The organism is Gordonia sp. DT218 (assembly GCF_049847105.1).
Taxonomy (GTDB): domain Bacteria; phylum Actinomycetota; class Actinomycetes; order Mycobacteriales; family Mycobacteriaceae; genus Gordonia.
On sequence record NZ_JBNCNS010000005.1, the window covers coordinates 242,476 to 267,474 of the forward strand.

The following is a 24,999-nucleotide window of genomic DNA, read 5'->3' on the forward strand; positions in this document are numbered from 1 at the left end:
AGCGCGTTTCTAACGTAAACCGAGGTCGTAGCGGGCAGCCCGCTCGACCTCCAAGTGAGGAGAGCAGTGGCAGGCAAGGCCCGCGTGCATGAATTGGCCAAAGAACTCGGCGTGACGAGCAAGCAAGTGCTCGAGCGACTGAAGGAACAGGGCGAGTTCGTCAAATCAGCGTCGTCGACCGTCGAGGCCCCGGTGGCCCGTCGACTTCGCGAATCATTCCCCCAGAACTCAGGATCCAAGGACGCCCGGAAGTCGGCGGCCAAACCCGACGGCGCACCGAAGCCCGGTGGCAACGGTGCCGCGGCCAAGCCCGGGCAGGCCCGCCCTGGTCCCAAGCCGGGTGCACCCGCACCCGGCCCGACGGCCGCCGCTCCGGCGCCGGCCCCGGCGGCACCCGCGCCGACCCCGGCACCTGCACCGACCCCGGCGCCTGCGGCCCCGGCTGCGGAGGCCCCGGCCGCGCAGGCTCCCCACGCCGAGGCGCCGGCCGCCCAGGATTCGGGCGCCGCTGCACCGGCTCGCCCGGGACCGCGACCGGGCCCGAAGCCCGGCCCGCGCGCACCGCGCGTCGGCAACAACCCGTACTCGTCGGCACCGGCACCCGCTCCCCGTCCGCAGGCTCCGCGCCCCGGTCCCGGACAAGGCGGTCCTCGTCCGGGCGGCGGTCGTCCGGGCAGCACCGGACGACCCGGCCCCGCAGGTCAGGGCGGTCCCCGTCCGGCTCCGGGCCAGGGCGGTCCCCGTCCGAGCCCGGGCAGCATGCCCCCGCGTCCGAACCCGGGTGCAATGCCCAGTCGTGCGGCCCGTCCCGACGCCGGACGCCCAGGTCGTGGCGGACCGGGCGGCGGCAATCGTGGCGGCGGTGGCGGAGGCTACCGCGGTGGCGGTGGCGGTGCCCCGGGCGGCGCACCAGGTGGTGCTCCCGGTGGTTTCCGCGGTCGTCCCGGTGGCGGTGGCGGACGTGGCCGCGGCGGTGCCGCGGGTGCGTTCGGTCGCCCCGGTGGTGCACCGCGCAGGGGACGCAAGTCGAAGCGTCAGAAGCGTCAGGAATACGACTCGATGCAGGCGCCCGCCGTCGGCGGCGTGCGTTTGCCACGTGGTAACGGCGAGACCATTCGGCTCGCCCGCGGCGCATCGCTGTCGGACTTCGCCGACAAGATCGACGCGAACCCGGCATCGTTGGTGCAGGCGCTGTTCAACCTCGGCGAGATGGTCACCGCAACCGAGTCGGTGAACGACGAGACGTTGGAACTGCTCGGTTCCGAGATGAACTACACCGTCCAGGTCGTCAGCCCGGAGGACGAGGATCGTGAGCTCCTGCAGAGCTTCGACCTCACTTACGGCGAGGACGAGGGCGACGACGAGGATCTCGAACAGCGTCCGCCGGTGGTGACCGTCATGGGTCACGTCGATCACGGTAAGACCCGCCTGCTGGACACCATCCGTAAGGCCAATGTCCGTGAGGGCGAGGCCGGCGGCATCACCCAGCACATCGGTGCGTACCAGGTCAACACTCACCTCAACGGCGACGATCGTCTGGTCACCTTCATCGACACCCCGGGTCACGAGGCCTTCACGGCCATGCGTGCCCGCGGCGCGAAGGCCACCGACATCGCGATCCTGGTGGTCGCGGCCGACGACGGCGTCATGCCGCAGACCGTCGAGGCCGTCAACCACGCGCAGGCCGCTGACGTGCCGATCGTGGTGGCGGTCAACAAGATCGACAAGGAAGGCGCCGATCCGCAGAAGATCCGCGGACAGCTCACCGAATACGGGCTGATCCCCGAGGAGTACGGCGGCGAGAGCATGTTCGTCGACATCTCGGCGAAGCAGGGCGAGAACATCGACGCACTGCTCGAAGCCGTGCTGCTGACCGCGGACGCCTCGCTCGACCTGCGGGCGAACCCGGACATGGACGCCCAGGGTGTCGCGATCGAGGCCCACCTCGACCGCGGCCGCGGCCCGGTGGCAACCGTGCTGGTCCAGCGCGGCACGCTCAAGGTCGGCGACTCGATCGTCGCCGGTGACGCCTACGGACGTGTCCGGCGCATGGTCGACGAGCACGGCAACGACGTCGCCGAGGCGCTGCCGTCGCGACCTGTTCAGGTCATCGGGTTCACCTCGGTGCCCGGCGCGGGCGACAACCTGCTCGTCGTCGAGGAGGACCGAACCGCACGGCAGATCGCCGACCGTCGCAATGCGCGCAAGCGCAATGCCTTGGCCGCGCGCAGCCGTAAGCGGATCAGTCTGGAAGACCTGGATTCGGCTCTCAAGGAGACCAGTCAGCTCAACCTGATCGTCAAGGGCGACAACTCCGGTACGGTCGAGGCTCTCGAAGAGGCACTCCTGGGTATCGACATGGGCGACGAAGTGGCACTCCGGGTCATCGACCGCGGTGTCGGCGGCGTCACCGAGACCAACGTCAACCTGGCGACGGCCTCGGACGCGATCATCATCGGCTTCAACGTTCGCGCGGAGGGCAAGGCCACCGAGCTGGCCAACCGCGAGGGCGTCGACATCCGGTACTACTCGGTGATCTACCAGGCGATCGACGAGATCGAGAGCGCGCTCAAGGGCATGCTCAAGCCGGTCTACGAAGAGGTGGAGCTCGGCCGCGCCGAGATCCGCGCGATCTTCAAGTCGTCGAAGGTCGGCAACATCGCCGGCTGCCTGGTGCAATCGGGCATCGTCCGCCGCAACGCGAAGGCACGGCTGCTGCGCGACAACGTCGTGGTCGCCGAGAACCTCACCGTTGCGTCCCTCAAGCGCGAGAAGGACGATGTCACCGAGGTCCGCGACGGGTATGAGTGTGGTCTCACGCTCACCTACAGCGACATCAAGGTCGACGACGTGATCGAGAGTTACGAACTACAGGAGAAGCCGCGCGACTGAGGTCCGCGCGCCGTCTGCCGATCTCCCCTTCCCGTCCGCGCCATCGAGTGCGGACGGGAAGGGGAGTGGTTTTCCCGATGGAAAGGATCGAAGATGGTTGATTCGGCGAGGGCTGCCCGGATGGCAAAGCGCATCTCGTCGATCGTCGCCTCGGCGATCGGCACCGAGATCAAGGACCCGCGGCTCGCCTACGTGACGATCACCGACGCTCGTGTCACCAACGATCTGCATGATGCAACGCTCTTCTACACCGTGATGGGTGAGTCGATCGACGCCGAACCCGACTACGAGGCCGCGGCGGCCGGACTGGCCAAGGCCACCGGCATCCTGCGCTCCAAGGTCGGCGCAGGCACCGGGGTGCGGTTCACGCCGACGCTCACGTTTGTGCTCGACACGGTTCCGGACTCCGCCCGGCACATGGAAGAGCTCGTCGCCCGGGCCCGTGCCAATGACGAGATGGTGGCGCGACGGGCGCAGGAGGCAACTCCGGCAGGCGATGTCGACCCCTACCGGTCCCATGAGGACGACACCGAGAACGGCACGAGCAAGGACGGCTCCGTCGAGTGACTGCCTCGACGAGTGCGGCGGTGGCCCGTGAGCTGACCGACGTCCCGGCGGTGACCATCCTCTGTCATGTCCGCCCCGACGCGGACACCATCGGCAGCGGTCTGGCGCTCGGATTGGCGCTCGACCGACAGGGCGTCGACGTGGAGGTCGCCTTCCCGGACACGGTCGCACTGCCGACGACGCTGGCCGGGTTGCCCGGCAGCACCCTGCTGGTCGCGGCACACGAGCTGGTCGGACATCCCGTGGTGGTCTCGGTGGACGCGGCCAGTCTGGGCCGCCTGGATTCGTTGGCTGCGGTGTTCACCGCCGCCGAGCGGTCGATGACCATCGATCACCATGCGTCCAACACGGGATTCGGCGACCTCGACCTGATCGATGCGGCCGCGGACTGTACAGCCGTGCTCGTGTTGTCGGTGCTCGACGACCTGGGCGTGGAGATCGACGACGACATCGCGACGTGTCTCTACGCAGGCCTCGTGACCGATACCGGCTCGTTCCGCTGGGCGCGTCCCGAATCGTTCCGGATCGCCGCACGCCTGCTCGACGCCGGAGTCGACGCGCGTACCTGGAGTCGCGACCTGCTCGACAGCCATCCGTTCCGGTGGCTCGAGATGGTGGCCTCGGTGCTCGGCGGTGCCCGACTGGTCCCGGAGGCCTGCCAGGGTGAGGGACTGGTCTACGCGATTGTCGGGCACGACATCCTCTCCGGCATGAGCTGGGAGGAGTCGGAGAGCGTCGTCGACATCGTCCGGACTGCGAACGAGGCCGAGGTGGCTGCGGTGTTCAAGGAGACCGGGCCGGCGACCTGGACGGTGTCGTTGCGCTCCAAGCGCCACGTCGACCTGGTGCCGATCGCAGCGTCACACGGTGGTGGCGGGCATCGTCACGCATCTGGATACAGCGATGCGGGAACCGCCGACGAGGTCGTCGCGAATCTGCTGGAGTCGCTCTGAGCCGAGTGAGCACCGGAGAAACCGCGAGCGGGCGTCGGATAGCCGTTCTGACGGTCTCCGCACTGGCGGTGCTCATCGCGCCACCCATCTACCTGCTGCTCGACCTGGCGGTGGTGGGTCGCCTGGGTGGCCGGGAGCTCGCCGCTCTCGGGGTCGCGACACTCGTGCTATCGGTGATCAGCACGCAACTCACCTTCCTCTCGTATGGCACCACTGCACGGGCGGCGCGGCGCTTCGGCGCCGGGGACCGCGCGGGAGCGGTGTTCGAAGGCGTGCAGGCGAGCTGGATCGCGGTCTCGGTCGGTGCGGTCCTGGTCGCCGTCATGTATCCGCTGGCCCCGGTCGTGCTCCGGGTGCTCGTCGGTGGCGGTTCTCCGGAGGCGGAGCAGGTCGTCGTCGACGCGACCGGATGGTTGCGGATCGCGATGTTCGGTGTCCCGCTGATCCTGCTGTCGATGGCGGGCAACGGGTGGATGCGCGGTGTCCAGGAAACCCGCCGGCCCGTTCTCTACGTGATCGCGGGCCTCGTCGTCGCCGCGGTCCTCGTCGTCGGACTCACCCACGGGATCGGCCCGTTCCCCCGTCTGGGACTCCCGGGCAGCGCAGTGGCCAACCTGATCGGACAGGGCATCACCGGGCTGCTGTTCGCGGTGCGCGTCATTCGGGAGGCACGCCGATCGGCGGTGACGAGCCTTGCACCGCAGTGGGCGGTGATGCGCGCACAACTCGTGATGGCGCGCGACCTCGTCCTGCGGAGCCTCTCGTTCCAGGTGTGCTTCCTGTCCGCGGCCGCCGTCGCGGCGCGCTTCGGGGTGTCGGCCGTGGCGGCCCATCAGGTGGTGCTGCAGCTGTGGGAGTTCATGTCCCTGTTCCTCGACTCCCTGGCGATCGCCGCGCAGGCGCTGGTCGGTGCCGCGCTCGGTGGGGGCGCGGTGGGAGCGGCCGTCGGCGTCGCCCGACGCGTGACCGTGGTGTCGCTGCTCGCCGCGGGTCTGATGGCCGGTGTGTTCGCACTCGGAGCGGGGCTGATCCCCCGTCTGTTCACCTCCGATCCGGAGATCCTCGACGCAATCGCCGTACCGTGGTGGTTCTTCGTCGCGATGCTGCCGATCGCGGGCATCGTGTTCGCGCTCGACGGCGTTCTCCTCGGCAGTGGTGATGCCGGATTCCTGCGTACCGCAACACTTGTCGCCGCCCTCGTCGGATTTCTCCCGCTGATCTGGATGTCCCTCGCCTTCGACTGGGGACTCGCGGGGATCTGGACCGGGCTCGTGGTGTTCATGCTCCTGCGGCTCGCGGCGGTCGTCTTCCGGGTCCGGTCGGGTCGCTGGCACCGCACCGGGGTGGACGCCTGAGTCATCCGGTCGGACGGTTCGCGTCGGCCCTGGGTGGACTGCGGCCGAGTTCGGTTACCCTTACCTGATGTCGATCCGATCTGTCGTCGTCCTCGTCACCGGCGTCCTCGCCATGATCCTCTCCATCGTCGCCGCGCCCGCGGCGAACGCCGCGCCCCCGACGACGCGAGTGTTGATCATCCCCGGCCAGTACGTGGGCGCGCTCCCGTTCGTGCCGATGGCCGACAACCTGACCTTCCGCGGGTATCCGACCACGGTGCTCGATCTGCCCGGATTCGACATGAAGACCGATGCGAAGAAGATCGGTGTCGCGGTCGACCGGATCCATCGCGAGCATCCGACAGATCGCATCGCGCTGGTGGGCCACAGTATCGGCGGCGTGAGCGCCCGCTACTACCTCAAGGAGATGGGCGGGCATGCCAAGGTTGCGACCTACGTGGCGGCCGGCTCGCCCCAATACGGCTCACCCGGTGCCTGTGGTCAGAAGGCGGCGCCCGAGGTCTGCCCGGGTACGTCCTTCATGAAGTCGCTGAACAAGGGCGACGACACCCCGGGCAAGACCGGGTATTACGGGGTGCGCAGCGCCCGTGAGTGGGTCGACGGTCACCTCGACGGCGGGCAGTGCCGGGTCACTCCGCTCCCGGCGAACGAGTCGTTGCCGAAGCTCGGTCTCGAGCACACCTTCGAGCCGTTCGACCCGAAGTTCTGGGACGTCACCGTCGCCGCGATCAACGGGCAGTGCCGCGGCCGGTTCGTCACCGAGCCGGACGGCGTCCTGACCTACCAGAAGTCGGCGCAGCCCGGGGCGCCGGGCTACCGCTGACCGGTCGGTCGTGACAGCGGCCGCTCGGAGGTGAGCCACCGCACATCGTTAGGCTGGTGGGCATGGCGACGTTGTGGGCAATCAGTGATCTCCATGTCGCACATCGGGGCAACGAGCACATCGTCGACCAGTTGCGGCCGCAGAGCGGCGACGACTGGCTGATCGTCGCGGGCGACGTGGCCGAGCGCACCGACGACATCATCGACACCCTGCGGCGGCTACGCACCCGGTTCCACACGGTGGTGTGGGTACCGGGCAATCACGAGCTCTACACGACGGCGAAGGACCCGCTGCAGATCTTCGGGGTGGCGCGTTATGACTATCTGGTCCAGGCGTGCCGCGACATCGGGGTGGTCACCCCTGAGGACATCTATCCGCTGTTCGACCCGGGCAACGGGGCGCAGCCGGTGCGGGTGGTGCCGATGTTCTTGCTCTACGACTACACATTCCGGCCCGAGGGCACGACGACGACACTCACCGCACTCGCGCTGGCCCGCGAACGCAACGTGGTCGCCACCGACGAGTTCCTGCTGTCGCCCGAGCCCTATCCGACCCGGGATGCCTGGGGGCGGGCCCGCGTCGAGGCCACCCGTAACCGGCTCGAGGCCATCGACCCGGCCGAGCCGACAGTGCTGATCAACCACTGGCCGTTGCGGCGCGAACCCACCGATGTGCTGATGTACCCGGAGTTCGCGCTGTGGTGCGGCAGCGAGCTGACCGCGGACTGGCACACCCGGTATCACGCGGCATGCTGCGTGTACGGGCACCTGCACATCCCGCGGACCACCTGGTACGACGGTGTCCGGTTCGAAGAGGTGTCGGTCGGATACCCGCGCGAGTGGAAGCGGCGTGGGCTACCGGATCCGTTGCTGCGGGCCATCATCCCGGACCCGGGACTCACCGAGGCCGACCTAGCGGGACATGGCGCACGGTTCGAGCTGCCGCCGGACTACGAGGAGCGCGCGCAGGAGTTCGCCCGGCGAATCCAGGAACGCAGGGACCGACGGGCTGTGCGCTCGGGCGGCCGGACAGATCACGAGGAGCCGCGTTGATCGAACAGCTGGTGCCCAGCGGTGTGGCGTCGGCAGAGGCATTCGAGGACCCGCCCGGTATCGAACCGATGCCGGCCGAGCGCACTCTCATCGAACGAGCCGTCGAGAAGCGTCGCCGCGAGTTCACCACCGCTCGACACTGTGCCCGACAGGCCATGTCCGAGCTGGGGATCGGGCCGACGCCGATCATGCGGGGCGAGCGCGGAATGCCGCTGTGGCCGGAACGCGTGGTCGGTAGTCTCACGCACTGCGACGGCTACCGCGCCGCGGTGGTCGCCTACTCGTTGCAGGTACGGTCGCTCGGCATCGACGCCGAGCCGCACGAACAGCTTCCCGACGGCGTGCTCGACCACACCAGCATCGTCGAGGAGCGCGACGTCCTGGCCACCCGCCCGGCCGGTCTACACTGGGACCGACTCCTGTTCTGCGCCAAGGAGGCAACCTACAAGGCGTGGTTTCCGATCACGCAGCGTTGGCTCGGATTCGAGGACGCCCACATCACCTTCGAACCGACATCCGCGCAGGCCGGGACCTTCACCTCGCGAATCCTCGTCGACGGCACGGCCGTCGACGGCGGCGCCCCGCTCCGGGAACTGTCCGGCCGCTGGCTCGTCGATCGCGGACTGATCACCACATCGATCGCGCTCGTCTGACATGGCCGACGCATCCATCGAGAACGCCGGGCTCGTCATCGTCGACAAGGACGCGGACATGACGAGCCACGACGTCGTGTCCCAGTGCCGGAAGCTGTTCGACACCAGGCGGGTCGGACATGCGGGCACGCTCGACCCGATGGCGACCGGCGTCCTGGTGGTCGGAGTCGAACGCGCGACCAAACTGCTCGGGCTCCTGTCCCTGACCACCAAGGCGTACACCGCGACGATCCGCCTGGGTGCCGGCACCGACACCGACGACCGTGAGGGCGAGATCATCTCCCGTGCGGATGCCACGCACGTAGGCGATGCCCAGATCGCCGCCGGGGTGGCCGAGCTGACCGGCGACATCGAGCAGATCCCGGCCAAGGTCAGCGCGATCAAGGTCGACGGCAAGCGGGCACACAGCCTCGTCCGGACCGGCGCCGAGTTCGACCTCGCCGCCCGGCCGGTGACCGTGTCACGCTTCGCGGTGCTCGAGACCAGGCGCACCGACGCCGGTTTCGTCGACCTTGATGTCGAGGTCGACTGTTCGTCCGGTACCTACATCCGTTCGCTGGCCCGGGACCTGGGCGGTGCGCTGGGTGTCGGGGGACACCTGACGGCGTTGCGGCGCACCGCAGTCGGGCCGTTCACGCTCGAACACGCGCGCACGCTCGCCACTCTGACCGAGGGGCCACGGTTGTCGCTGACCATCGACGAGGCTGCGAAACTGTCGTTCCCGCACCGCGACATCAGCGGAGACGAAGCGGAGTCGATCAGCCAGGGTCGGTGGCTGGACCCGCTCGGGCGCAAGGAGATCTACGTGGTCATCGACCCGTCCGGTCAGGCCATCGCGCTCGTGCAGGAGAAGGGCCGGCGGGCCAGTTCGGTGATGGTCGTCCGGCCGGCGACCCTGCGCTGAGCCAGAAGGTCAGCGGCTCACGACAGCGGCACCAAGAAGATGGCCTGGGCGGCGACGTCGCCGAGGTCGATGTGGTCGTTGCCGTCCACCGAGATCGAGATGGTGCCCGCGAACGGACGCTTCTCGATCACCGTCACCTCACAGTCCAACGCCACTCCGACCTCGTCGAAGTAGCGGAGCATGTCCGGATCGGTGTCGGAAATCCTTGCCACCGTCCCGGATTCGTCCACATCGAGTTCGGACAGGAGTTTCACGTCCGGGCTGGGTACCGATCCGTCGAGAGCCGGGATCGGATCGCCGTGCGGATCTCGGTTCGGGTGACCGAGTTTCGCATCGAGCCGGGACATCAGACGATCGGACACCGCGTGTTCGAGGACCTCGGCCTCGTCGTGGACCTCGTCCCAGCCGTATCCGAGCTCACGCACCAGGAACGTCTCCAGCAACCGGTGTCGACGCACCATCAGGATCGCCGCGGTCTGTCCCTCGTCGGTGAGCGTCACCGCACCGTAGCGCTCGTGGGAGACGAGACCCTGGTCGGCGAGCTTGCGGATCGCTTCGGAGGCCGTCGATGCCGACACGCCGAGGCGTTCGGCAAGCATCTTGGTGGTCACCTTGACCTCTGCCCACTCCTGGATGGTCCAGATGACCTTCAGATAGTCCTGGGTGACCGTGGACAGCTCCGTGACGGGTCGCTCCGGGACCGGCAGTGCGGCGCCGCTGTCGGTCGCGCCGGACGGCGCTCTGCCGGATCGGGCCGTGGGGGACTGGGGCATTCTTCGAGCTTAGGACCTGCCTTCGTCCAGAGCGAGACAGGTGACGGTGTGTTGGCGCGTTGGCGATCTGTTCAACAGTCGTCGGACCCTGCGAAACTCGCTGTTCAACACCAGCGACCAGAAGTGGTTTGCGGGCCGGGCGGGCCGTAGGCTTGTCCGCGTGTTGCGTTGGCGAGGTCTCGAGGACATCCCCGCGGACTGGGGTCGGTGCGTGGTCACCATCGGTGTGTTCGACGGCGTCCACCGTGGGCACGCCCAGTTGATCCATGCCGCGACGGCCGCCGCCGCCGAACGCGGTGTACCGGCCGTGCTGATGACCTTCGATCCCCATCCGGCCGAGGTGGTCCGGCCGGGATCGCATCCGCCACAACTCACCACGCTGACGCGCCGGGCGGAACTCGCCGAACAACTGGGCATCGACGTGTTCTGTGTGATGCCCTTCACCCCTGAGCTGGCGTCCCGCTCACCCAAGGACTTCGCCCACGACATCCTCGTGGAGACACTCCATGCCGCAGATGTCGTTGTCGGTGACAACTTCACCTTCGGCAAGAAGGCGGCGGGCGATGTCGAGAAGCTGACGGAATTCGGGCAGAAGTTCGGTTTCGAAGTGCAGGGCATCTCGCTGTTCGGCGAACACGCGGTGACCTTCTCGTCGACCTACATCCGTTCCTGCGTGGCGGCCGGCGACGTGGAACTCGCTGCAGAGGCGCTGGGACGGCCGCACCGGGTGGAGGGTGTGGTGGTCCGCGGGGACGGCCGCGGTCGCGAACTCGGTTTCCCGACCGCCAACGTGGCGCCGCCGATGTATGCCGCCATCCCCGCCGACGGCGTGTACGCCGCCTGGTTCACCGTGCTCGGCGTCGGGCCGGTGGTGGGCCAGGTCGAACCGGGGGAGCGCTACCAGGCCGCGGTCTCGGTGGGGACCAACCCGACCTTCTCGGGACGGACGCGCACGGTCGAGGCCTTTGTCCTCGACACGAGCGCCGACCTTTACGGGCAGCACGTCGCCGTGGACTTCGTCGGCCGCCTGCGGGGCATGGTGAACTACCCGGAGGTCGACGACCTGATCACCGCCATCGCCGGTGATGTCGACGAGACGCGGAGGCTGCTGGCCCAGGCCGAACGGTGACGTCGACGGCAGGTGCCGACGATTTGGGCGGGAACGGTCTGCGCTGGTAGATTGGCTCGCTGGCGTTGCTGTGGTCCGCGGTGGCGCGCCATCCGCCGGAGCATCTGGGTAGATGCGGGCGGCTTCCAGACGAGCGCGGGACTGAGAATTCAGGAGTATCTCCATGGCATTGACTGTCACCCAGAAGAAAGAAATCCTCGCCGAGTACGGGCTGCACGAGACCGACACCGGTTCGCCCGAGGCGCAGGTCGCCATGCTGACCAAGCGCATCACCGACCTGACCGAGCACCTCAAGGAGCACAAGCACGATCACCACAGCCGTCGTGGTCTGCTGCTGCTCGTGGGTCGCCGTCGTCGTCTGCTCAAGTACGTCGCGAAGGTCGACATCAACCGTTACCGCTCGCTGATCGAGCGCCTGGGTCTGCGTCGCTGAGCGACCGACCTCCCGAACACCATCGCCTCGGCCGTCTCCGTCACACGGGGACGGCCGAGGCATTTATGCTGATCAGCCCACAATGATAGGCTGATCACTGATCGTTGCCGTGAAAGTCCTGCTGGACGTGACGAACGAGCAGATCGGTCCTCGGTAGTGGCCGCCGGAACCCGGGTTCATCGCGGTTCCGGCCGCTTCGATCGAAGGCCGTCTGCCACCATGCGGCGCGCATCTCGCGATCGCGCCCCCGCACGACCGGCATTTCTCTCACGGCTCCGTTCCGGGCCGGCAACCTGCACTCGCAGACGTCGCACACAGTGGTGTGCACAGGGACGTGTCGACCCGCATGTACAACGCAGCCGCCGAAGTGCGGCGGCTGACACGAAGGGATTCCTACATCCACATGACCGATGTGAACACCGACGTCGATTACGACGACGCCATCACCGAAGCCACCGCCGTGATCGACAATGGCAGCTTCGGCACCCGCACCATCCGATTCGAGACCGGCCGCCTCGCGCTGCAGGCCGCTGGATCGGTCACCGCCTACCTCGACGACGAGAACATGCTGCTGTCGACGACCACGGCATCCAAACAGCCGAAGGAGCATTTCGACTTCTTCCCGCTGACCGTGGACGTCGAGGAGCGCATGTACGCCGCGGGCCGCATCCCCGGCTCGTTCTTCCGTCGTGAAGGCCGCCCGTCGACCGACGCGATCCTCACCTGTCGTCTGATCGACCGCCCGCTGCGCCCGACCTTCGTCGACGGCCTGCGCAACGAGATCCAGGTCGTCGTGACGGTGATGTCGCTCGATCCGAAGGACCTCTACGACGTCGTCGCCATCAACGCGGCCTCGGCATCCACCCAGCTCGCCGGACTGCCGTTCTCCGGCCCGGTCGGTGGCGTGCGTGTCGCCCTCGTCCCGACGGAGGAGAACAAGGCAGGCCAGTGGGTCGCGTTCCCGACCGTCGAGCAGCTCGAAGGCGCCGTGTTCAACATGGTTGTCGCCGGACGGATCGTCTCCGGTGAGGGCGATTCGGCCGATGTCGCGATCATGATGGTCGAGGCCGAGGCCACCGACAACGTTCTCGAGATCATCGCAGGCGGTGCGCAGGCGCCGACCGAGGCGATCGTGGCCGAGGGCCTCGAGGCCGCGAAGCCGTTCATCGCACGTCTCTGCGAGGCGCAGAAGTCGCTCGCCGACGCCGCCGCGAAGGCGACCGGCGAGTTCCCGCTGTTCCCGCCGTACGAGAGCGATGTCTACGACGCCGTCGCGTCCGCCGCCACCGATCGTCTGGGCGAGATCCTCACGATCGCGGGCAAGCAGGAGCGCGACGACAAGACCGACGAGCTCAAGGCCGACATCCTCGCCCAGCTCGGGGGACAGTTCGAAGGCCGCGAGAAGGAGATCGGCGGTGCCTACCGCTCGCTCACCAAGAAGCTCGTGCGCCAGCGGATCCTGACCGATCACTTCCGTATCGACGGTCGTGGCATCACCGACATCCGGTCGCTCTCGGCCGAGGTCGCGGTCATCCCGCGCGCACACGGCAGCGCGCTGTTCGAGCGTGGCGAGACCCAGATCCTGGGCGTCACCACCCTCGACATGGTCAAGATGGCCCAGATGATCGACTCGCTCGGGCCGGAGACGTCCAAGCGCTATATGCATCACTACAACTTCCCGCCGTATTCGACCGGTGAGACCGGCCGCGTCGGTTCGCCCAAGCGCCGCGAGATCGGCCACGGAGCGCTCGCCGAGCGCGCCCTGATGCCGGTGCTGCCGAGCGTCGAGGAGTTCCCGTACGCCATTCGTCAGGTCTCGGAGGCGTTGAGCTCCAACGGTTCCACCTCGATGGGTTCGGTCTGTGCGTCGACCATGTCGTTGCTCAATGCCGGTGTGCCGCTCAAGGCCCCGGTTGCGGGCATCGCCATGGGTCTGGTGTCGGACACCGTCGACGGGGAGACCCGTTATGTGGCGCTCACCGACATCCTCGGCGCCGAGGATGCCTTCGGTGACATGGACTTCAAGGTCGCCGGCACGAAGGACTTCGTCACGGCGCTGCAGCTCGACACCAAGCTCGACGGCATCCCGTCGAAGGTGCTCGCCGGTGCGCTCAGCCAGGCCAAGGACGCTCGGCTGACGATCCTGGACGTGATGGCCGAGGCCATCGACGAGCCGGACGAGATGAGCCCGTACGCGCCGCGGATCACCACCATCAAGATCCCGATGGACAAGATCGGTGAGCTGATCGGCCCCAAGGGCAAGACGATCAACGGCATCACCGAGGACACCGGGGCCAACATCTCCATCGAGGATGACGGCACCGTGTTCATCGGCGCATCCGACGGTGAGAAGGCGCAGGCCGCGATCGATCGAGTCAACGCGATCGCCAACCCGCAGCTGCCGAAGGTAGGCGAGCGCTTCCTCGGCACCGTGGTGAAGACCACCGCCTTCGGCGCGTTCGTGTCGCTCCTCCCGGGACGGGATGGCCTCGTGCACATCTCGAAGCTCGGCAAGGGCAAGCGGATCAACAAGGTCGAGGACGTCGTGAACGTCGGCTCCAAGCTCCGCGTGGAGATCGCCGACATCGATGAGCGCGGCAAGATCAGCCTGGTGCCGGTCGACGACGACGCCGCCGCCGAGAGTGCGCCGGAGGCCGCCGAGGCCAACGCCTGATCGTCCCGAATCGCGCACGGCCCGTCACCCGCTTGTGGGTGACGGGCCGTCTGCGTCCGGCGTGGATAGGCTGACGGCGACGGCCGTGACGATCGGAGGATGAGGACTCGTGTCGGAGACCGAGGGCGGCATTCCCCCCGACAAGCTCACCGTCGCGCGCCGACGAGATGACGGCGTGCCCGACCGTGCCACCGTCGACGACCTCCTGGTGACCGAGCCCGTCATCGGGTCGCCGGCAATGACCGTGCGGGACGCGGCCGCGTTGATGACCGAGCGTCGCCAGGAGTACGTGCTGATCCCGTTGGGGGACCACGAGTACGGGCTGCTCACCGACGCCGACATCCGGTCCCGGGTGGTGGCGACGGGGCGTGGCATCGACACCCCGGTCGGCGACCTGGTCACCGTTCCCGTCCATGGTGTCCGCCGCGACACCGCCGCTGTCGACGCGCTCACCGAACTCCTCGATCGGGAGCTGAGCGTGATCCCGGTCGTCGATCCGGCCGGGGACGTCGTCGGTGTGGTGGCGGCGGCTGACTTCGTCGCGGCACCGTCGGGTCCGGGAATGTCGCTGCGCGGGCAGGTGTCCCGTGCCCCGACGGTCGACGACCTGCAGGCGCGGGCGCAGCGTGTGCCATATCTGATCGCCGATCTGCTGCGCCGTGGGCAGCCGGTCCACGAGATCACCGCGGTGGCGTCATTGATTCACGACGCCGTCGTCCGGCGCGCTCTGGAACTCGTGCTCGCACAACATCCGGACCTGGACCCCGATTCGGTGACCTGGCTCTCGCTGGGCAGCAATGCGCGTCGCGAGCCGGTGTTGACCTCGGACATGGATTCCGCCGTGTCGCTCGACGACGCACTGGGAGACGACGAGATCGTCGCGTACCGGTCCGCGTTCGCCGAGGTCGACGAGATTCTCCGAGGTGCGGGAATGGCGATCGACGCGAACGGTGCGATCGCGTCGAAGCCGCTGTTCGCCCGGACACATGCGCAGTGGCGGGCGGCCGCACGGGACTGGATCGATGCGCCGTTGGAGAACAAGGGGATGATCTTCACGTCCCTGCTGCTCGACGGACGCCCCATCTGGGGTGACCAGGGATTGTCGGCGGTCGGGGAGGTGTTCAGCGACCTGCGTTCCCATCCGGGCACGATGGGTCTTTTGCTGGCGGAGGCCTTGTCCTACAAGGCGCGACTGCGCTCGATGCGTGACATGCTGGCCCGGCGCGGTGACACGTTCGACATCAAGGCCCATGCGCTCACCCCACTGGTGAACATCGCGCGATGGGCCGCGCTGAGCGTCGAGAGCACCGAGCTGAACACGCGATCGCGACTACGGGCGGCCGCAGGCAGTCCGATGCTGCCGGCGGACCACGCGACCACTTTGGTCGAGGTCTTCGATGTGCTGCAACGGGTCCGGCTCACCTATCAGGTGGCGCAGTTCGACCGGGGTGAGCCGGTGAGCGACCTGCTCACCATGAAGCGGCTGTCGCCACTCGATCGCAGCCTCGTCGCGCAGGCGGTACGCGAGGTCGCGGGTGTCCAGCGCCGGATGGTCAACCTGAGCCATTACCTGCCGATCACCGATCAGTCGAAGTGAGTTGAAACACCTTGTGTCTCATTCTGTTTGCCTGGAACACCGATCCGCACCAGCGGCTCGTGGTCGCCGCGAACCGGGACGAGTATCACCGTCGGGAGACGGCGCCGCTGTCGCGCTGGCCAGATCTGCCCATCATCGGGGGACGGGATCGCGTCGCGGGCGGGACGTGGATGGGTGTCGACGCCGTGAATCCGTCGCGCGTCGCGATGGTGACCAATGTGCGGGTGGGCCGGCCGGGCGCACCGGGCCCGCGCTCACGCGGCGCGCTGCCCGTGCAATTCCTCGTGGGTGCCGATGACCCCGGTGCTTTTGCACAGCGGCTGCGCCGGGAGGGACACGAGTATCTGCCGGTGAACCTGCTCGTCGGCGACGAGCATGAACTGTGGTGGATCACCAACTGGCCGGAGCCGCGCGCCGAACGCGTGGCGCCCGGGGTGCACGGCCTCTCCAACGGTGCGCTCGACAGCGACTGGCCGAAGGTCACCGACGGGCGCGCGACGATGGAGGAGTTGGTGTTGCGGCCGGGCGGGACGGCGACTGTCGAGCCTTATCTGAACGTCCTCGCCGATCGGCGCAGGCCCGCCGTCGAGCGGCTGCCCGACACCGGGGTCCCGGGCGAACTCGAGGCCGACCTGTCGCCGATCTTCATCGACATGCGGGGCTACGGAACGCGTGCCTCGACCGTCCTGCGGATCGGCCGAGACGGGTGCGGCGACATCACCGAGCGCCGCTTCACCTACCGCGGCCGTCGTCGAGGCACCACCTCGATCCGCTTCTGACGCCGATCGGGCGCAGGATCTCGCCGATCGGGCACGGTCGTGCACCCATCGTGCGCGGTCACGAGGTCCTGCGCACGGTCGATGAGATCCTGCGCCCGCTCGGCGCAAAACCGTACCCGGTCGGCGGACTGGGGCTGGATCAGAACGGCGCGGCGGCGACCGGGATGTCGAGGGCCGCACCGACCTCCGGCGTGAACAGGGCGCCGTCGTGGGTGCTCAGCCCCGCGGCCAGCGACGCGTCGTCGCGGCAGGCCTGCTCCCAGCCCTTGTCGGCGAGACGCAGGACGTAGGGGAGGGTTGCGCCGGTCAACGCCGACGTCGACGTCCGGGCGACGGTGCCGGGCATGTTGGCGACGCAGTAGAAGATCGTGTCGTGTACGGCGAATGTCGGGTCGTCGTGGGTGGTGGGGCGCGAGTCCTCGAAACACCCACCCTGATCGATCGCGATGTCGACCAGGACGGCGCCTGGCTTCATCTGTGCCACAAGGCTGTTCGGCACCAGGACCGGGGCCTTCGCGCCCGGGACCAGGACCGCACCGATTACGAGATCGGCGTCGCGAACCGCTTCGGCCAGCGCCAGACCGGTGCTGTAGCGGGTGTGGACACGGCCGGCGAACCGGGCATCGACGGCACGGAGCTTGGCGATGTCGACGTCGAACACGGTCACCTGCGCGCCCATGCCGACGGCGATCGTGGCGGCGTTGACGCCGCTGACACCGCCGCCGATCACGACGACATTCGCCGGTTCGGTACCGGGCACGCCACCCATCAATACGCCGCGGCCACCTTCGGAACGCATGAGGTGATACGCGCCGACCTGCGGGGCGAGCCGTCCGGCGACCTCACTCATCGGCGCGAGCAGCGGGAGCGAGCCGTCGGCCGCGCGGACGGTTTCGTAGGCGATCGCAGTGGTCTTCGACTCCAGCAATGCCTCGGTGCAGGGTCGGCTGGCGGCGAGGTGGAGGTAGGTGAAGAGGGTCTGTCCCTCCCGTAGCAGCGGGTATTCGGAGGCGATCGGCTCCTTGACCTTCAGCAAGAGATCGGACTGCTCCCAGACCTGCTCCGCGGTGGACAGGATCTGGGCCCCGGCCTCCTTGAAGTCGTTGTCATGGATGGCAGAGCCCTCGCCGGCGCCGGCCTGGATCACCACGTCGTGGCCGCGGTGGTGGAGTTCGGCGACTCCTGCGGGGGTGATCGCGACGCGGTACTCGTTGTTCTTGATCTCGGTGGGGATGCCGACGTGCATGACGGTTCTCCTTGCGGATGGGGGCGGAGCGGGTGTGTTGACTCAAGAGTGAAGGAACCACGGAAATGGCACAATGTCTGTGTAGATCATTCTCCAAATCGGAGTGAGGGTGAAGATCCGACGAAAGTGAGGAGAGGCATGACTGTCCAGCCGAAGGATGTTCGGGGCGCGGATCGCGCCCTCGACGACACCGATCGAACACTGCTGCGTCTCCTGCAGACGGACGCGCGGATGCCGAACAGCGAGCTCGCGGCGCGGGCGGGCATTGCGGCGTCCACCTGCCACGGACGTGTCCGGCGACTGACCGATCTCGGGGTCATCCGTGGATTCTTCGCGGAAGTGGATCCGGCGGCGGTGGGCCGCCCCCTGCGAGCCATGGTCGCGGTCAGTCTCCAGTCGGAGGCCCGTGGGGAGATCCGGCATTTCGTCGGCGAGATCGCACGCCAGGACGCGGTGATCGACGTCTTCTTCCTCGCCGGTGTCGACGACTACATGCTGCACGTCGCCACGGCCGACACCGAAGCACTCCGAGAGTTCGTCGAGATGCTCAACTCGCGGCGCGAGGTGTCCGGGACGACGACGTCGCTCGTCTTCGAGCATCGCCGGGGTGGTGCGCCGATCTTCTGAACGACGACGCGCCATAGAATCGGGTGCGGTATGTCGCGAAACGAAGGGACTTCTCGATGTCAGGTGAGATCCGGGTCGGTGTGCTCGGCAGTGCGGGCAAGGTCGGCCAGGCCATGGTGGCCGCGGCGGAGGCCGCCGACGACTTGACCTTCACCGTGGGCGTGGACAAGGGCGACCCGCTCGAGAAATTCACCGAATCCGACACCACCGTCGTGATCGACTTCACCCATCCCGGCGTGGTGATGGACAACCTGGAGTTCATGATCCGCAACGGAATCCACGCGGTTGTCGGCACCACGGGGTTCACCGATGAGCGACTCGACCAGGTCCGGTCGTGGCTCGCCGACAACCCGGGCGTCGGCGTCCTCATCGCGCCGAACTTCGCCATCGGGGCTGTGTTGTCGATGCGTTTCGCCGCGCAGGCCGCGCGGTTCTACGACTCGGTGGAGGTCATCGAGCTGCATCATCCGCACAAGGCGGACGCGCCGTCGGGAACCGCCTACCGCACCGCGGCGCTCATCGCGCAGGCGCGTGCGGACGCCGGGGTCGGGGAGAGCCCCGACGCGACGACGGACGAGCTCGACGGCGCACGAGGCGCCGAGGTCGACGGTGTCCGCGTGCACTCGGTCCGGCTGGCGGGCCTCGTGGCCCACCAGGAGGTGATCCTCGGCACCGAGGGGGAGACGCTGACGATCCGCCACGATTCGCTCGACCGCGCATCGTTCGCGCCCGGAGTCCTCCTGGGCGTCCGAGAGATCGGCGGACGACCGGGCCTGACGGTGGGCCTGGAAGAGTTGATGGACCTCTGAGCGAGATGGCCGCCGAACCGAAACAGCGCGACGCCCGCCCGATCGTCTGGATGATCGGGTTCCTGGTGGTGGCGATGGTCGTGTACTTCGTCATCCTCGGGGAGCGCGGGATCGACCTCATCTCGTCGGGGACCGTGGCCGGGATCGGTATCGGGATCGGCGTGCTGATCCTGCCGTTCATCGGTGCATGGCTGATCTACGCGACGCTCCGCGCAGGCCTCGAACATCAGCGGCTGGCCCGGATCATGGCAGAGGAGGGGCGTGAGCTCGACGTGTCCTCGCTGCCGCGCAGGGCCTCGGGGCGCATCGAGCGGGACGCGGCGGATGAGTTGTTTGCCCAGGTCAAAGCGGAGTGGGAGGCAGATCCATCGCAGTGGCGCAACACGTACCGGATCGCCCGCGCCTATGACTACGCCGGCGACCGTGGGCGTGCCCGTCAGATGATGAAAAGGGCCGTCGCACAGTTCAAAGGGGAGGAAACGTGAGTACCCTGCTGATCGTCCACCACACGCCGTCGCCGTACTGCCAGGCGATGTTCGAGGCGGTGATCTCCGGCGCATCGGATCCGGAGATCGAGGGTGTGGACGTGGTGCGGCGTGCCGCGCTCGCCGTCACCGCAACCGACATGCTGGAAGCGGACGGATACGTACTGGGCAGCCCGGCCAATCTCGGCTACATCAGTGGCGCGCTCAAACACGCCTTCGACAGCACCTACTACCAGATCCTCGACTCGACCAAGGGGCGGCCGTTCGGGTTGTACCTGCACGGCAACGAGGGGACCGAGGGCGCCGAGAAGGCCGTCGACTCGATCACCACCGGACTCGGGTGGACCAAGGCAGCCGAGTACATCGCCGTCGCGGGCAAGCCGACCAAGGACGACCTCGAGAAGTGCTGGGAACTCGGCGCGACGGTCGCGGCCGGCCTGATGGAGGCCTGAGCGAGTTCGGTCCAGATCGCGAGACGCGAGACAGTCAATCGGCCGATTTGCCGGCGGCCTTCTGGTCGAGGAGCAATCGAGACCATGAATCGAGCAGCCACTCGCAGAAGCGCCGTTCGGACCACCCTCTGTCGATCACCAGCAAGGAGTAGTACTCGGAGCTGTTCATGGTCCAGATGACGTCGGCCATCTCGTCGACGGTGAGATCGGCCCGTGTGGCACCCGTGGACGCCAGATCCGCTGCGAGCGCGCGCATGTTGTCCGATCGCCGACGGGTGATCTCGTCCCAGAGCGCCTTGAGTTCAGCGTCGACGGCCGAGGCTTCGCGTAACACCAGGAACAGGGGGGCCAGGCGCGCCTGGATTGCGGTGACGGCCTCGGCGTAGATGGCCAGCTTCCGATGTGGGTCGGAAGCTGCGCGAACTCGCTCGGCGTAGTCGCGTTGAGCGCCGGGCACCGGCTGGCCGGTCCCCGAGAGCGCGAGCTCGATGAGTGCCCGGAACAGTGCTGCTTTGCGGCCGACCGTCGCATAGACGGTATCCGGGACGACATCTGCCTGCCGAGCGATCGCCGCGACCGTGGTGACGGCGTACCCGTCAGCGATGAACAACCGGCGAGCCGCCTCGAGGATGCGTGTGCGGGTCTCCTCCGCGGCTGCGCGCCGCCGACTGGAGTCGTATCGACGGGGGCGCTGACCTGGAGGTTGACGATTGACGGCGTTTGACATCGGGTCTAGCATATCGCTATACCAATTGATCCGATAAAGAGTCGGATGAAAAGTGGGTGAGCATCATGAGTTTCTTCGCGTGGACTCAAAATGTCCCGATCACACCCGAGATCTACGGTGAGATCGCCGACCGGATGGGTGCCACCCCGATGCCTGGCCTGGTCGTGCACATCGCCATTCAGAACGATGACGAGACGGTGAGTTACCTCGACGTCTGGGAGTCCGAGGAGAGCTGCGACAAGGCGCTCGAAAAGGTGGTGCACCCGGCGGTGCATCCTGTCCTCGCAGCGCATGGAATTCATCCGCCGGGTGAGCCACCGCGAACGCCGACAACAGTGCTCGAAGTACGGTTCGGCGAAGGAATCCAGAGACGTCCCGCGTAGGCGCTACGCTGGATAACGTTCGGCCGCCCGTAAGCTGGTCATCGTGAGCACGGCCACCCATTCAGCGACCTCCCACGCCGCGACGATCCCGACCCCGTACGAGGATCTGCTCCGGCTTGTCCTCGAGACCGGTACTCCCAAGGCCGACCGCACCGGCACCGGCACGCGCAGCCTCTTCGGGCACCAGTTGCGCTACGACCTGGCGGCAGGCTTCCCGCTGGTCACCACCAAGAAGGTGCATCTGAAGTCGATCGTGTACGAGCTGCTGTGGTTCCTGCGCGGCGACTCGAATGTCCGATGGCTGCAGGACCGTGGGGTGAGCATCTGGGACGAGTGGGCCGACGCCGACGGCGACCTCGGGCCGGTCTACGGCGTGCAATGGCGCAGCTGGCCGACTCCCTCGGGTGAACACATCGACCAGATCTCCGCCGCCCTCGACCTGCTCCGGACCAACCCCGACTCCCGTCGCAACATCGTCTCGGCGTGGAACGTCGGTGAGATCCCGCAGATGGCGCTGCCGCCATGCCACGCCTTCTTCCAGTTCTACGTCGCCGACGGCAAGCTCTCGTGTCAGCTCTACCAGCGCAGTGCGGACCTCTTCCTCGGCGTGCCCTTCAACATCGCGTCCTACGCCCTGCTCACGCACATGATGGCGCAGCAGGCCGATCTGGCGGTCGGCGAGTTCGTCTGGACCGGTGGTGATTGCCACATCTACGACAATCACGTCGAACAAGTGCGCAAGCAGCTGTCGCGTGATCCATACCCTTATCCGAAACTCGAACTGCGGAAGCGTGATTCGATCTTCGACTACGAGTTCGACGACATCGCGGTGGTGGGCTACGAGTCGCATCCGGGGATCAAGGCGCCGGTGGCGATCTGATGGCGACCACGGTCACCTTGCTGTGGGCCCAGGATCGAGTGGGCGCGATCGGTCGCGAGAACACCATCCCGTGGCGGGTGCCCGAGGACATGCGACGGTTCCGTGAGCTGACCGGGACCGACGCGGTGGTGATGGGGCGGAAGACCTGGGATTCCCTGCCCGATCGGGTCCGCCCGTTGCCCGGTAGGCGCAACATCGTGATCACGCGGTCGGCCACGTGGTCGGCCGAAGGGGCCGAGATCGTCCATACGGTCGGCGACGCCCTCGGGCTGGTTGACGGGCCGGTGACGGTTATCGGTGGCGGGCAGATCTACGAGGCATCGATGGGTGTGGCAACGCATCTGCGCATCACCGAAATCGACATGCTGGTCGAGGGTGCCGACGCCTTTGCGCCCGAGGTGGACCCGTATACGTGGGAGGCCGACGTCACCGGTGACTGGCAGCCGTCGTCGGCGGGCCTCCACTTCCGATTCGTTGACTATCTCCGGCATGCGAGTGTGCGGTCGGGGCGAGGGGCATAGCCGGGCACATGACCCGTACCAGCCTCTCCGCCGCGCAGGCGCGGCGAATCGCTCTTGCCGCACAGGGATTCATCGATCGTCCACCGTCCGGTGCGCCGACGTCGGCGCACCTGCGGAGGGTCGTCGGCCGGACCAGGCTGCTGCAGATGGATTCGGTGAACATCGCCGCGCGTGCCCACTACATGCCGATGTTCAGCCGACTGGGTCCCTACGACCGCGACATCCTCGACCGCGCGGCCTGGCGCCCCCGGCGCGGATCGCGACTTCTCGTCGAGTACTGGGCCCACGAGGCCGCACTCATCCCCGTCGACGACTGGCCTCTGTTCGGTTGGCGCAGAGACGAATTCCGTGATGGGCGGTACCGGTTCACGCAGGACGTCATGCGCCGCAACCGGGAACTCGCGCGTGATGTGCACGCGGTGATCGCCGAGGGCGGCCCGAGCACGCCGAAGCAGATCGAGGATCACCTCGGCATCGTCCGCCCGACGGGGATCCCGGGTGGCTGGTGGCATCGCGGGGAGGTCAAGCACCTCTGTGAGGCCATGTTCGCCGCCGGCGACCTCTCGGCCGTGCGTAACGAGAACTTCGTGCGGCACTACGACCTGACCGAACGCGTCATCGGGACCGACGTCGTCGGTGAGCACATCGACCGGGTCGACGCGCACCGGGAACTGACCGCGCGGGCGGCGAGCGCCCTGGGGGTCGCGACGCTCGCCGATCTCGCCGACTACTACCGCACCAAGAGTGCCGACGTGCGGCCGGCGATCGGCGATCTGGTCGATGCGGGGGAACTGACGCCGGTCACGGTCGAGGGATGGCGGGACCCGGCCTACCTGCATGCCCGCGCGGTGATCCCGCGCCGGACCGATCGCACCGCGATCCTCTCGCCGTTCGACCCGCTGGTGTTCTTCCGGCCACGGGCCGAGCGTGTCTTCGACTTCCACTACCGCATCGAGATCTATGTGCCGGAACACAAACGGGTGCACGGATACTACGTGCTGCCGTATCTGATGGGCGACGACATCGCCGCACGCGTCGACCTGAAGGCCGACCGCAAGGCCGGCGCGCTCCTGGTGCTCGGCGCCTTTCTCGAGGACGGCCGGGGCGAGAAGGTCGTCGCCGGCCGGCTGGCCGCCGACCTCGGGGCGATGGCCGGGTGGCTCGGACTGGACCGGGTCGACGTCGGAGAGCGGGGCGATCTCGCCCGCGCACTCTCCGCCGCCGTCGGGTGAGCTGATCAGGACGGGATGCGCACGACCATCTTGCCGGTGTTCTGGCCTCGCATGAGACCGAGGAAGGCGTCGACCGCGTTGTCGATCCCGTCGACCACGGTCTCGTCGTGCACGACCTCGCCGGCCGCGAACCACTGACCCATCGTGCGGGTGAACTCCGGCAGCTGATCGAAGTGGTGGCCGACCGTGAATCCGGTGAGCGTGAGGCCGCGCGTGATGATGTTGGCCATGTTGCCGGGTCCGGGGGTGCGAGTTGTGCTGTTGTACTGGGCGATAGCCCCGCACAGCGCCGCTCGTCCGCCGTCGCTGAACGAGTCGAGCGCCGCCTCGAGGTGATCGCCACCGACATTGTCGAAGTAGACGTCGATGCCGTCCGGTGCGGCCTCGCGGAGCTGCTTACGCACCGACGGTTCGTCCTTGTAGTTGAAGGCCGCGTCGTAGCCGTAGCGCTCGGTGAGCAGCGCGACCTTCTCGGCCGAACCCGCGGAGCCGATGACCCTTCCGGCGCCCTTGAGTCGGGCGATCTGTCCGGCAGCGGTCCCGACGGCGCCCGCCGCGCCGGAGATGAACACCGTGTCACCGGGCTGCATCTGCGCAATCGTGAGGAGCCCGACGTACGCGGTGAGCCCGGTCATGCCGAGCATGCCCAGGTAGACCGACGACGAAACGCCCTCGGGCGGTTCGGGAAGCGCGCGGAACCCCTTGGCGTCCTCCTGGACGAGGTCTCGCCAACCGTACTGATGGGAGACCAGGGTGCCGACCGGCAGATCGTCGGTCGTCGTCTCGATCACACGGCCGACGGCACCACCGGTCATCGTCTCGTCGAGGACGAACGGCGGGATGTAGCTACGGGTGTCGATCATCCGGCCCCGCATGTACGGATCCACCGAGACGAACTCGTTGGCGACGCGCACCTGCCCGGGGCCGAGGTCGCCGTACTCGACGGTGACCGTGCGGAAATCGGCGTCCGTCGGCCAGCCGGTCGGCCGGTTCGCGAGCTGGATCTGAGTGCTGGTCTGAGTCATCGATGAGTCCCTTCCGGATTGTGTACCG

General features: G+C 67.7%; 25 protein-coding genes. 21 read left to right on the plus strand and 4 right to left on the minus strand.

What is annotated here, in order from left to right:
• Positions 1-66 precede the first annotated feature (66 nt).
• The 8 genes from infB (at position 67) to truB (ending at position 9,199) form a co-directional block, all read left to right on the plus strand.
• Positions 67-2,892 carry a translation initiation factor IF-2 gene (gene infB, locus ACPXCG_RS19390; RefSeq protein ID WP_425793733.1) on the plus strand — a complete coding sequence of 942 codons (2,826 nt, stop codon included), beginning with the start codon at positions 67-69 and terminating at the stop codon, positions 2,890-2,892.
• Between the two features lie 93 nt (positions 2,893-2,985).
• A complete protein-coding gene (rbfA, locus tag ACPXCG_RS19395) occupies positions 2,986-3,459 on the plus strand; it encodes a 30S ribosome-binding factor RbfA (RefSeq protein ID WP_425793735.1) in 474 nt (157 codons plus the stop codon).
• Positions 3,456-4,412, plus strand: a complete 957-nt coding sequence (locus tag ACPXCG_RS19400) for a DHH family phosphoesterase (protein ID WP_425793736.1) — start codon at positions 3,456-3,458, stop codon at positions 4,410-4,412. Before rbfA ends, ACPXCG_RS19400 begins: the two co-directional genes overlap by 4 nt.
• Positions 4,413-4,417: 5 nt before the next feature.
• Positions 4,418-5,767 carry an MATE family efflux transporter gene (locus ACPXCG_RS19405; RefSeq protein ID WP_425793737.1) on the plus strand — a complete coding sequence of 450 codons (1,350 nt, stop codon included), beginning with the start codon at positions 4,418-4,420 and terminating at the stop codon, positions 5,765-5,767.
• A gap of 67 nt (positions 5,768-5,834) precedes the next feature.
• Positions 5,835-6,590, plus strand: a complete 756-nt coding sequence (locus tag ACPXCG_RS19410; RefSeq protein WP_425793738.1) for an esterase/lipase family protein — start codon at positions 5,835-5,837, stop codon at positions 6,588-6,590.
• Between the two features lie 62 nt (positions 6,591-6,652).
• Entirely contained in the window at positions 6,653-7,642 is a 990-nt protein-coding gene (locus ACPXCG_RS19415) for a metallophosphoesterase family protein (RefSeq protein WP_425793740.1), read from the plus strand.
• Positions 7,639-8,295, plus strand: coding sequence for a 4'-phosphopantetheinyl transferase family protein (locus ACPXCG_RS19420; protein WP_425793741.1), 657 nt, complete (start codon positions 7,639-7,641; stop codon positions 8,293-8,295). Before ACPXCG_RS19415 ends, ACPXCG_RS19420 begins: the two co-directional genes overlap by 4 nt.
• A gap of 1 nt (position 8,296) precedes the next feature.
• A complete protein-coding gene (gene truB, locus ACPXCG_RS19425) occupies positions 8,297-9,199 on the plus strand; it encodes a tRNA pseudouridine(55) synthase TruB (RefSeq protein WP_425793742.1) in 903 nt (300 codons plus the stop codon).
• A gap of 17 nt (positions 9,200-9,216) precedes the next feature.
• On the opposite strand, the gene ACPXCG_RS19430 is transcribed toward truB, so the two are convergent.
• A complete protein-coding gene (locus tag ACPXCG_RS19430) occupies positions 9,217-9,972 on the minus strand; it encodes a metal-dependent transcriptional regulator (RefSeq protein ID WP_425793743.1) in 756 nt (251 codons plus the stop codon).
• 160 nt (positions 9,973-10,132) lie between these two features.
• On the opposite strand from ACPXCG_RS19430, the gene ACPXCG_RS19435 reads away from it, so the two are divergent.
• The 5 genes from ACPXCG_RS19435 to ACPXCG_RS19455 all read left to right on the plus strand — a co-directional run bounded on the left by ACPXCG_RS19435 (position 10,133) and on the right by ACPXCG_RS19455 (position 16,584).
• Positions 10,133-11,101 carry a bifunctional riboflavin kinase/FAD synthetase gene (locus ACPXCG_RS19435; protein WP_425793744.1) on the plus strand — a complete coding sequence of 323 codons (969 nt, stop codon included), beginning with the start codon at positions 10,133-10,135 and terminating at the stop codon, positions 11,099-11,101.
• A 163-nt stretch (positions 11,102-11,264) separates the two neighbouring features.
• Entirely contained in the window at positions 11,265-11,534 is a 270-nt protein-coding gene (gene rpsO / locus ACPXCG_RS19440; protein WP_267628575.1) for a 30S ribosomal protein S15, read from the plus strand.
• A 403-nt stretch (positions 11,535-11,937) separates the two neighbouring features.
• Positions 11,938-14,208 carry a polyribonucleotide nucleotidyltransferase gene (locus ACPXCG_RS19445; protein ID WP_425793746.1) on the plus strand — a complete coding sequence of 757 codons (2,271 nt, stop codon included), beginning with the start codon at positions 11,938-11,940 and terminating at the stop codon, positions 14,206-14,208.
• Between the two features lie 109 nt (positions 14,209-14,317).
• On the plus strand, positions 14,318-15,805 hold the full coding sequence (locus ACPXCG_RS19450) for a putative nucleotidyltransferase substrate binding domain-containing protein (protein ID WP_425793747.1): 1,488 nt from the start codon (positions 14,318-14,320) through the stop codon (positions 15,803-15,805).
• An 11-nt stretch (positions 15,806-15,816) separates the two neighbouring features.
• Positions 15,817-16,584: an NRDE family protein gene (locus ACPXCG_RS19455; protein ID WP_425793749.1), complete on the plus strand. Its 768-nt coding sequence runs from the start codon at positions 15,817-15,819 to the stop codon at positions 16,582-16,584.
• 139 nt (positions 16,585-16,723) lie between these two features.
• Here the strand turns inward: ACPXCG_RS19455 and ald are convergent, their stop codons facing one another.
• Positions 16,724-17,830 carry an alanine dehydrogenase gene (gene ald / locus ACPXCG_RS19460; RefSeq protein WP_425793750.1) on the minus strand — a complete coding sequence of 369 codons (1,107 nt, stop codon included), beginning with the start codon at positions 17,828-17,830 and terminating at the stop codon, positions 16,724-16,726.
• 138 nt (positions 17,831-17,968) lie between these two features.
• Between ald and ACPXCG_RS19465 the strand changes: the two genes are divergently transcribed.
• Genes ACPXCG_RS19465 through ACPXCG_RS19480 form a run of 4 tightly spaced genes read left to right on the plus strand, consistent with a single transcriptional unit; the run spans position 17,969 to position 20,203 of the window.
• Positions 17,969-18,457 carry an Lrp/AsnC family transcriptional regulator gene (locus ACPXCG_RS19465; protein WP_425793751.1) on the plus strand — a complete coding sequence of 163 codons (489 nt, stop codon included), beginning with the start codon at positions 17,969-17,971 and terminating at the stop codon, positions 18,455-18,457.
• Positions 18,458-18,513: 56 nt separating this feature from the next.
• On the plus strand, positions 18,514-19,266 hold the full coding sequence (dapB, locus tag ACPXCG_RS19470) for a 4-hydroxy-tetrahydrodipicolinate reductase (protein WP_425793753.1): 753 nt from the start codon (positions 18,514-18,516) through the stop codon (positions 19,264-19,266).
• Between the two features lie 5 nt (positions 19,267-19,271).
• On the plus strand, positions 19,272-19,751 hold the full coding sequence (locus tag ACPXCG_RS19475; RefSeq protein ID WP_425793754.1) for a hypothetical protein: 480 nt from the start codon (positions 19,272-19,274) through the stop codon (positions 19,749-19,751).
• Complete coding sequence (locus ACPXCG_RS19480) at positions 19,748-20,203, plus strand: flavodoxin family protein (protein ID WP_425793755.1); 456 nt, start codon at positions 19,748-19,750, stop codon at positions 20,201-20,203. Before ACPXCG_RS19475 ends, ACPXCG_RS19480 begins: the two co-directional genes overlap by 4 nt.
• 34 nt (positions 20,204-20,237) lie before the next feature.
• Here the strand turns inward: ACPXCG_RS19480 and ACPXCG_RS19485 are convergent, their stop codons facing one another.
• Entirely contained in the window at positions 20,238-20,930 is a 693-nt protein-coding gene (locus tag ACPXCG_RS19485) for a TetR/AcrR family transcriptional regulator (protein WP_425793756.1), read from the minus strand.
• Positions 20,931-20,995: 65 nt separating this feature from the next.
• On the opposite strand from ACPXCG_RS19485, the gene ACPXCG_RS19490 reads away from it, so the two are divergent.
• From ACPXCG_RS19490 to ACPXCG_RS19505, 4 genes are read left to right on the plus strand one after another with little or no spacing between them, the layout of a single operon-like run.
• A complete protein-coding gene (locus tag ACPXCG_RS19490) occupies positions 20,996-21,313 on the plus strand; it encodes a hypothetical protein (protein ID WP_425794005.1) in 318 nt (105 codons plus the stop codon).
• Between the two features lie 43 nt (positions 21,314-21,356).
• Entirely contained in the window at positions 21,357-22,193 is an 837-nt protein-coding gene (locus ACPXCG_RS19495) for a thymidylate synthase (RefSeq protein ID WP_425793757.1), read from the plus strand.
• The gene (locus ACPXCG_RS19500) at positions 22,193-22,714 is read left to right on the plus strand and encodes a dihydrofolate reductase (protein WP_425793758.1); all 522 of its coding nucleotides are present in this window, start codon (positions 22,193-22,195) and stop codon (positions 22,712-22,714) included. The genes ACPXCG_RS19495 and ACPXCG_RS19500 overlap by 1 nt, the downstream gene beginning before the upstream one ends.
• An 8-nt stretch (positions 22,715-22,722) precedes the next feature.
• Positions 22,723-23,946, plus strand: coding sequence for a winged helix-turn-helix domain-containing protein (locus ACPXCG_RS19505; protein ID WP_425793759.1), 1,224 nt, complete (start codon positions 22,723-22,725; stop codon positions 23,944-23,946).
• 5 nt (positions 23,947-23,951) lie between these two features.
• Here the strand turns inward: ACPXCG_RS19505 and ACPXCG_RS19510 are convergent, their stop codons facing one another.
• A complete protein-coding gene (locus tag ACPXCG_RS19510) occupies positions 23,952-24,971 on the minus strand; it encodes an NADP-dependent oxidoreductase (RefSeq protein ID WP_425793760.1) in 1,020 nt (339 codons plus the stop codon).
• Positions 24,972-24,999: the final 28 nt, after the last annotated feature.

Excerpts from the sequence above, each read along its gene's own strand:
- ACPXCG_RS19410 (WP_425793738.1), top strand. The coding sequence starts at position 5,835 with ATGTCGATCCGATCTGTCGTCGTCCTCGTCACCGGCGTCCTCGCCATG.
- ACPXCG_RS19415 (WP_425793740.1), top strand. The coding sequence starts at position 6,653 with ATGGCGACGTTGTGGGCAATCAGTGATCTCCATGTCGCACATCGGGGC.
- dapB (WP_425793753.1), top strand. The coding sequence starts at position 18,514 with ATGTCAGGTGAGATCCGGGTCGGTGTGCTCGGCAGTGCGGGCAAGGTC.
- ACPXCG_RS19490 (WP_425794005.1), top strand. The coding sequence starts at position 20,996 with ATGAGTTTCTTCGCGTGGACTCAAAATGTCCCGATCACACCCGAGATC.
- rbfA (WP_425793735.1), top strand. The coding sequence starts at position 2,986 with ATGGTTGATTCGGCGAGGGCTGCCCGGATGGCAAAGCGCATCTCGTCG.
- ACPXCG_RS19465 (WP_425793751.1), top strand. The coding sequence starts at position 17,969 with ATGACTGTCCAGCCGAAGGATGTTCGGGGCGCGGATCGCGCCCTCGAC.
- ACPXCG_RS19505 (WP_425793759.1), top strand. The coding sequence starts at position 22,723 with ATGACCCGTACCAGCCTCTCCGCCGCGCAGGCGCGGCGAATCGCTCTT.
- ACPXCG_RS19475 (WP_425793754.1), top strand. The coding sequence starts at position 19,272 with ATGGCCGCCGAACCGAAACAGCGCGACGCCCGCCCGATCGTCTGGATG.
- ACPXCG_RS19485 (WP_425793756.1), bottom strand. The coding sequence starts at position 20,930 with ATGTCAAACGCCGTCAATCGTCAACCTCCAGGTCAGCGCCCCCGTCGA.
- ACPXCG_RS19445 (WP_425793746.1), top strand. The coding sequence starts at position 11,938 with ATGACCGATGTGAACACCGACGTCGATTACGACGACGCCATCACCGAA.
- rpsO (WP_267628575.1), top strand. The coding sequence starts at position 11,265 with ATGGCATTGACTGTCACCCAGAAGAAAGAAATCCTCGCCGAGTACGGG.
- ald (WP_425793750.1), bottom strand. The coding sequence starts at position 17,830 with ATGCACGTCGGCATCCCCACCGAGATCAAGAACAACGAGTACCGCGTC.
- ACPXCG_RS19510 (WP_425793760.1), bottom strand. The coding sequence starts at position 24,971 with ATGACTCAGACCAGCACTCAGATCCAGCTCGCGAACCGGCCGACCGGC.
- ACPXCG_RS19500 (WP_425793758.1), top strand. The coding sequence starts at position 22,193 with ATGGCGACCACGGTCACCTTGCTGTGGGCCCAGGATCGAGTGGGCGCG.
- truB (WP_425793742.1), top strand. The coding sequence starts at position 8,297 with ATGGCCGACGCATCCATCGAGAACGCCGGGCTCGTCATCGTCGACAAG.
- ACPXCG_RS19430 (WP_425793743.1), bottom strand. The coding sequence starts at position 9,972 with ATGCCCCAGTCCCCCACGGCCCGATCCGGCAGAGCGCCGTCCGGCGCG.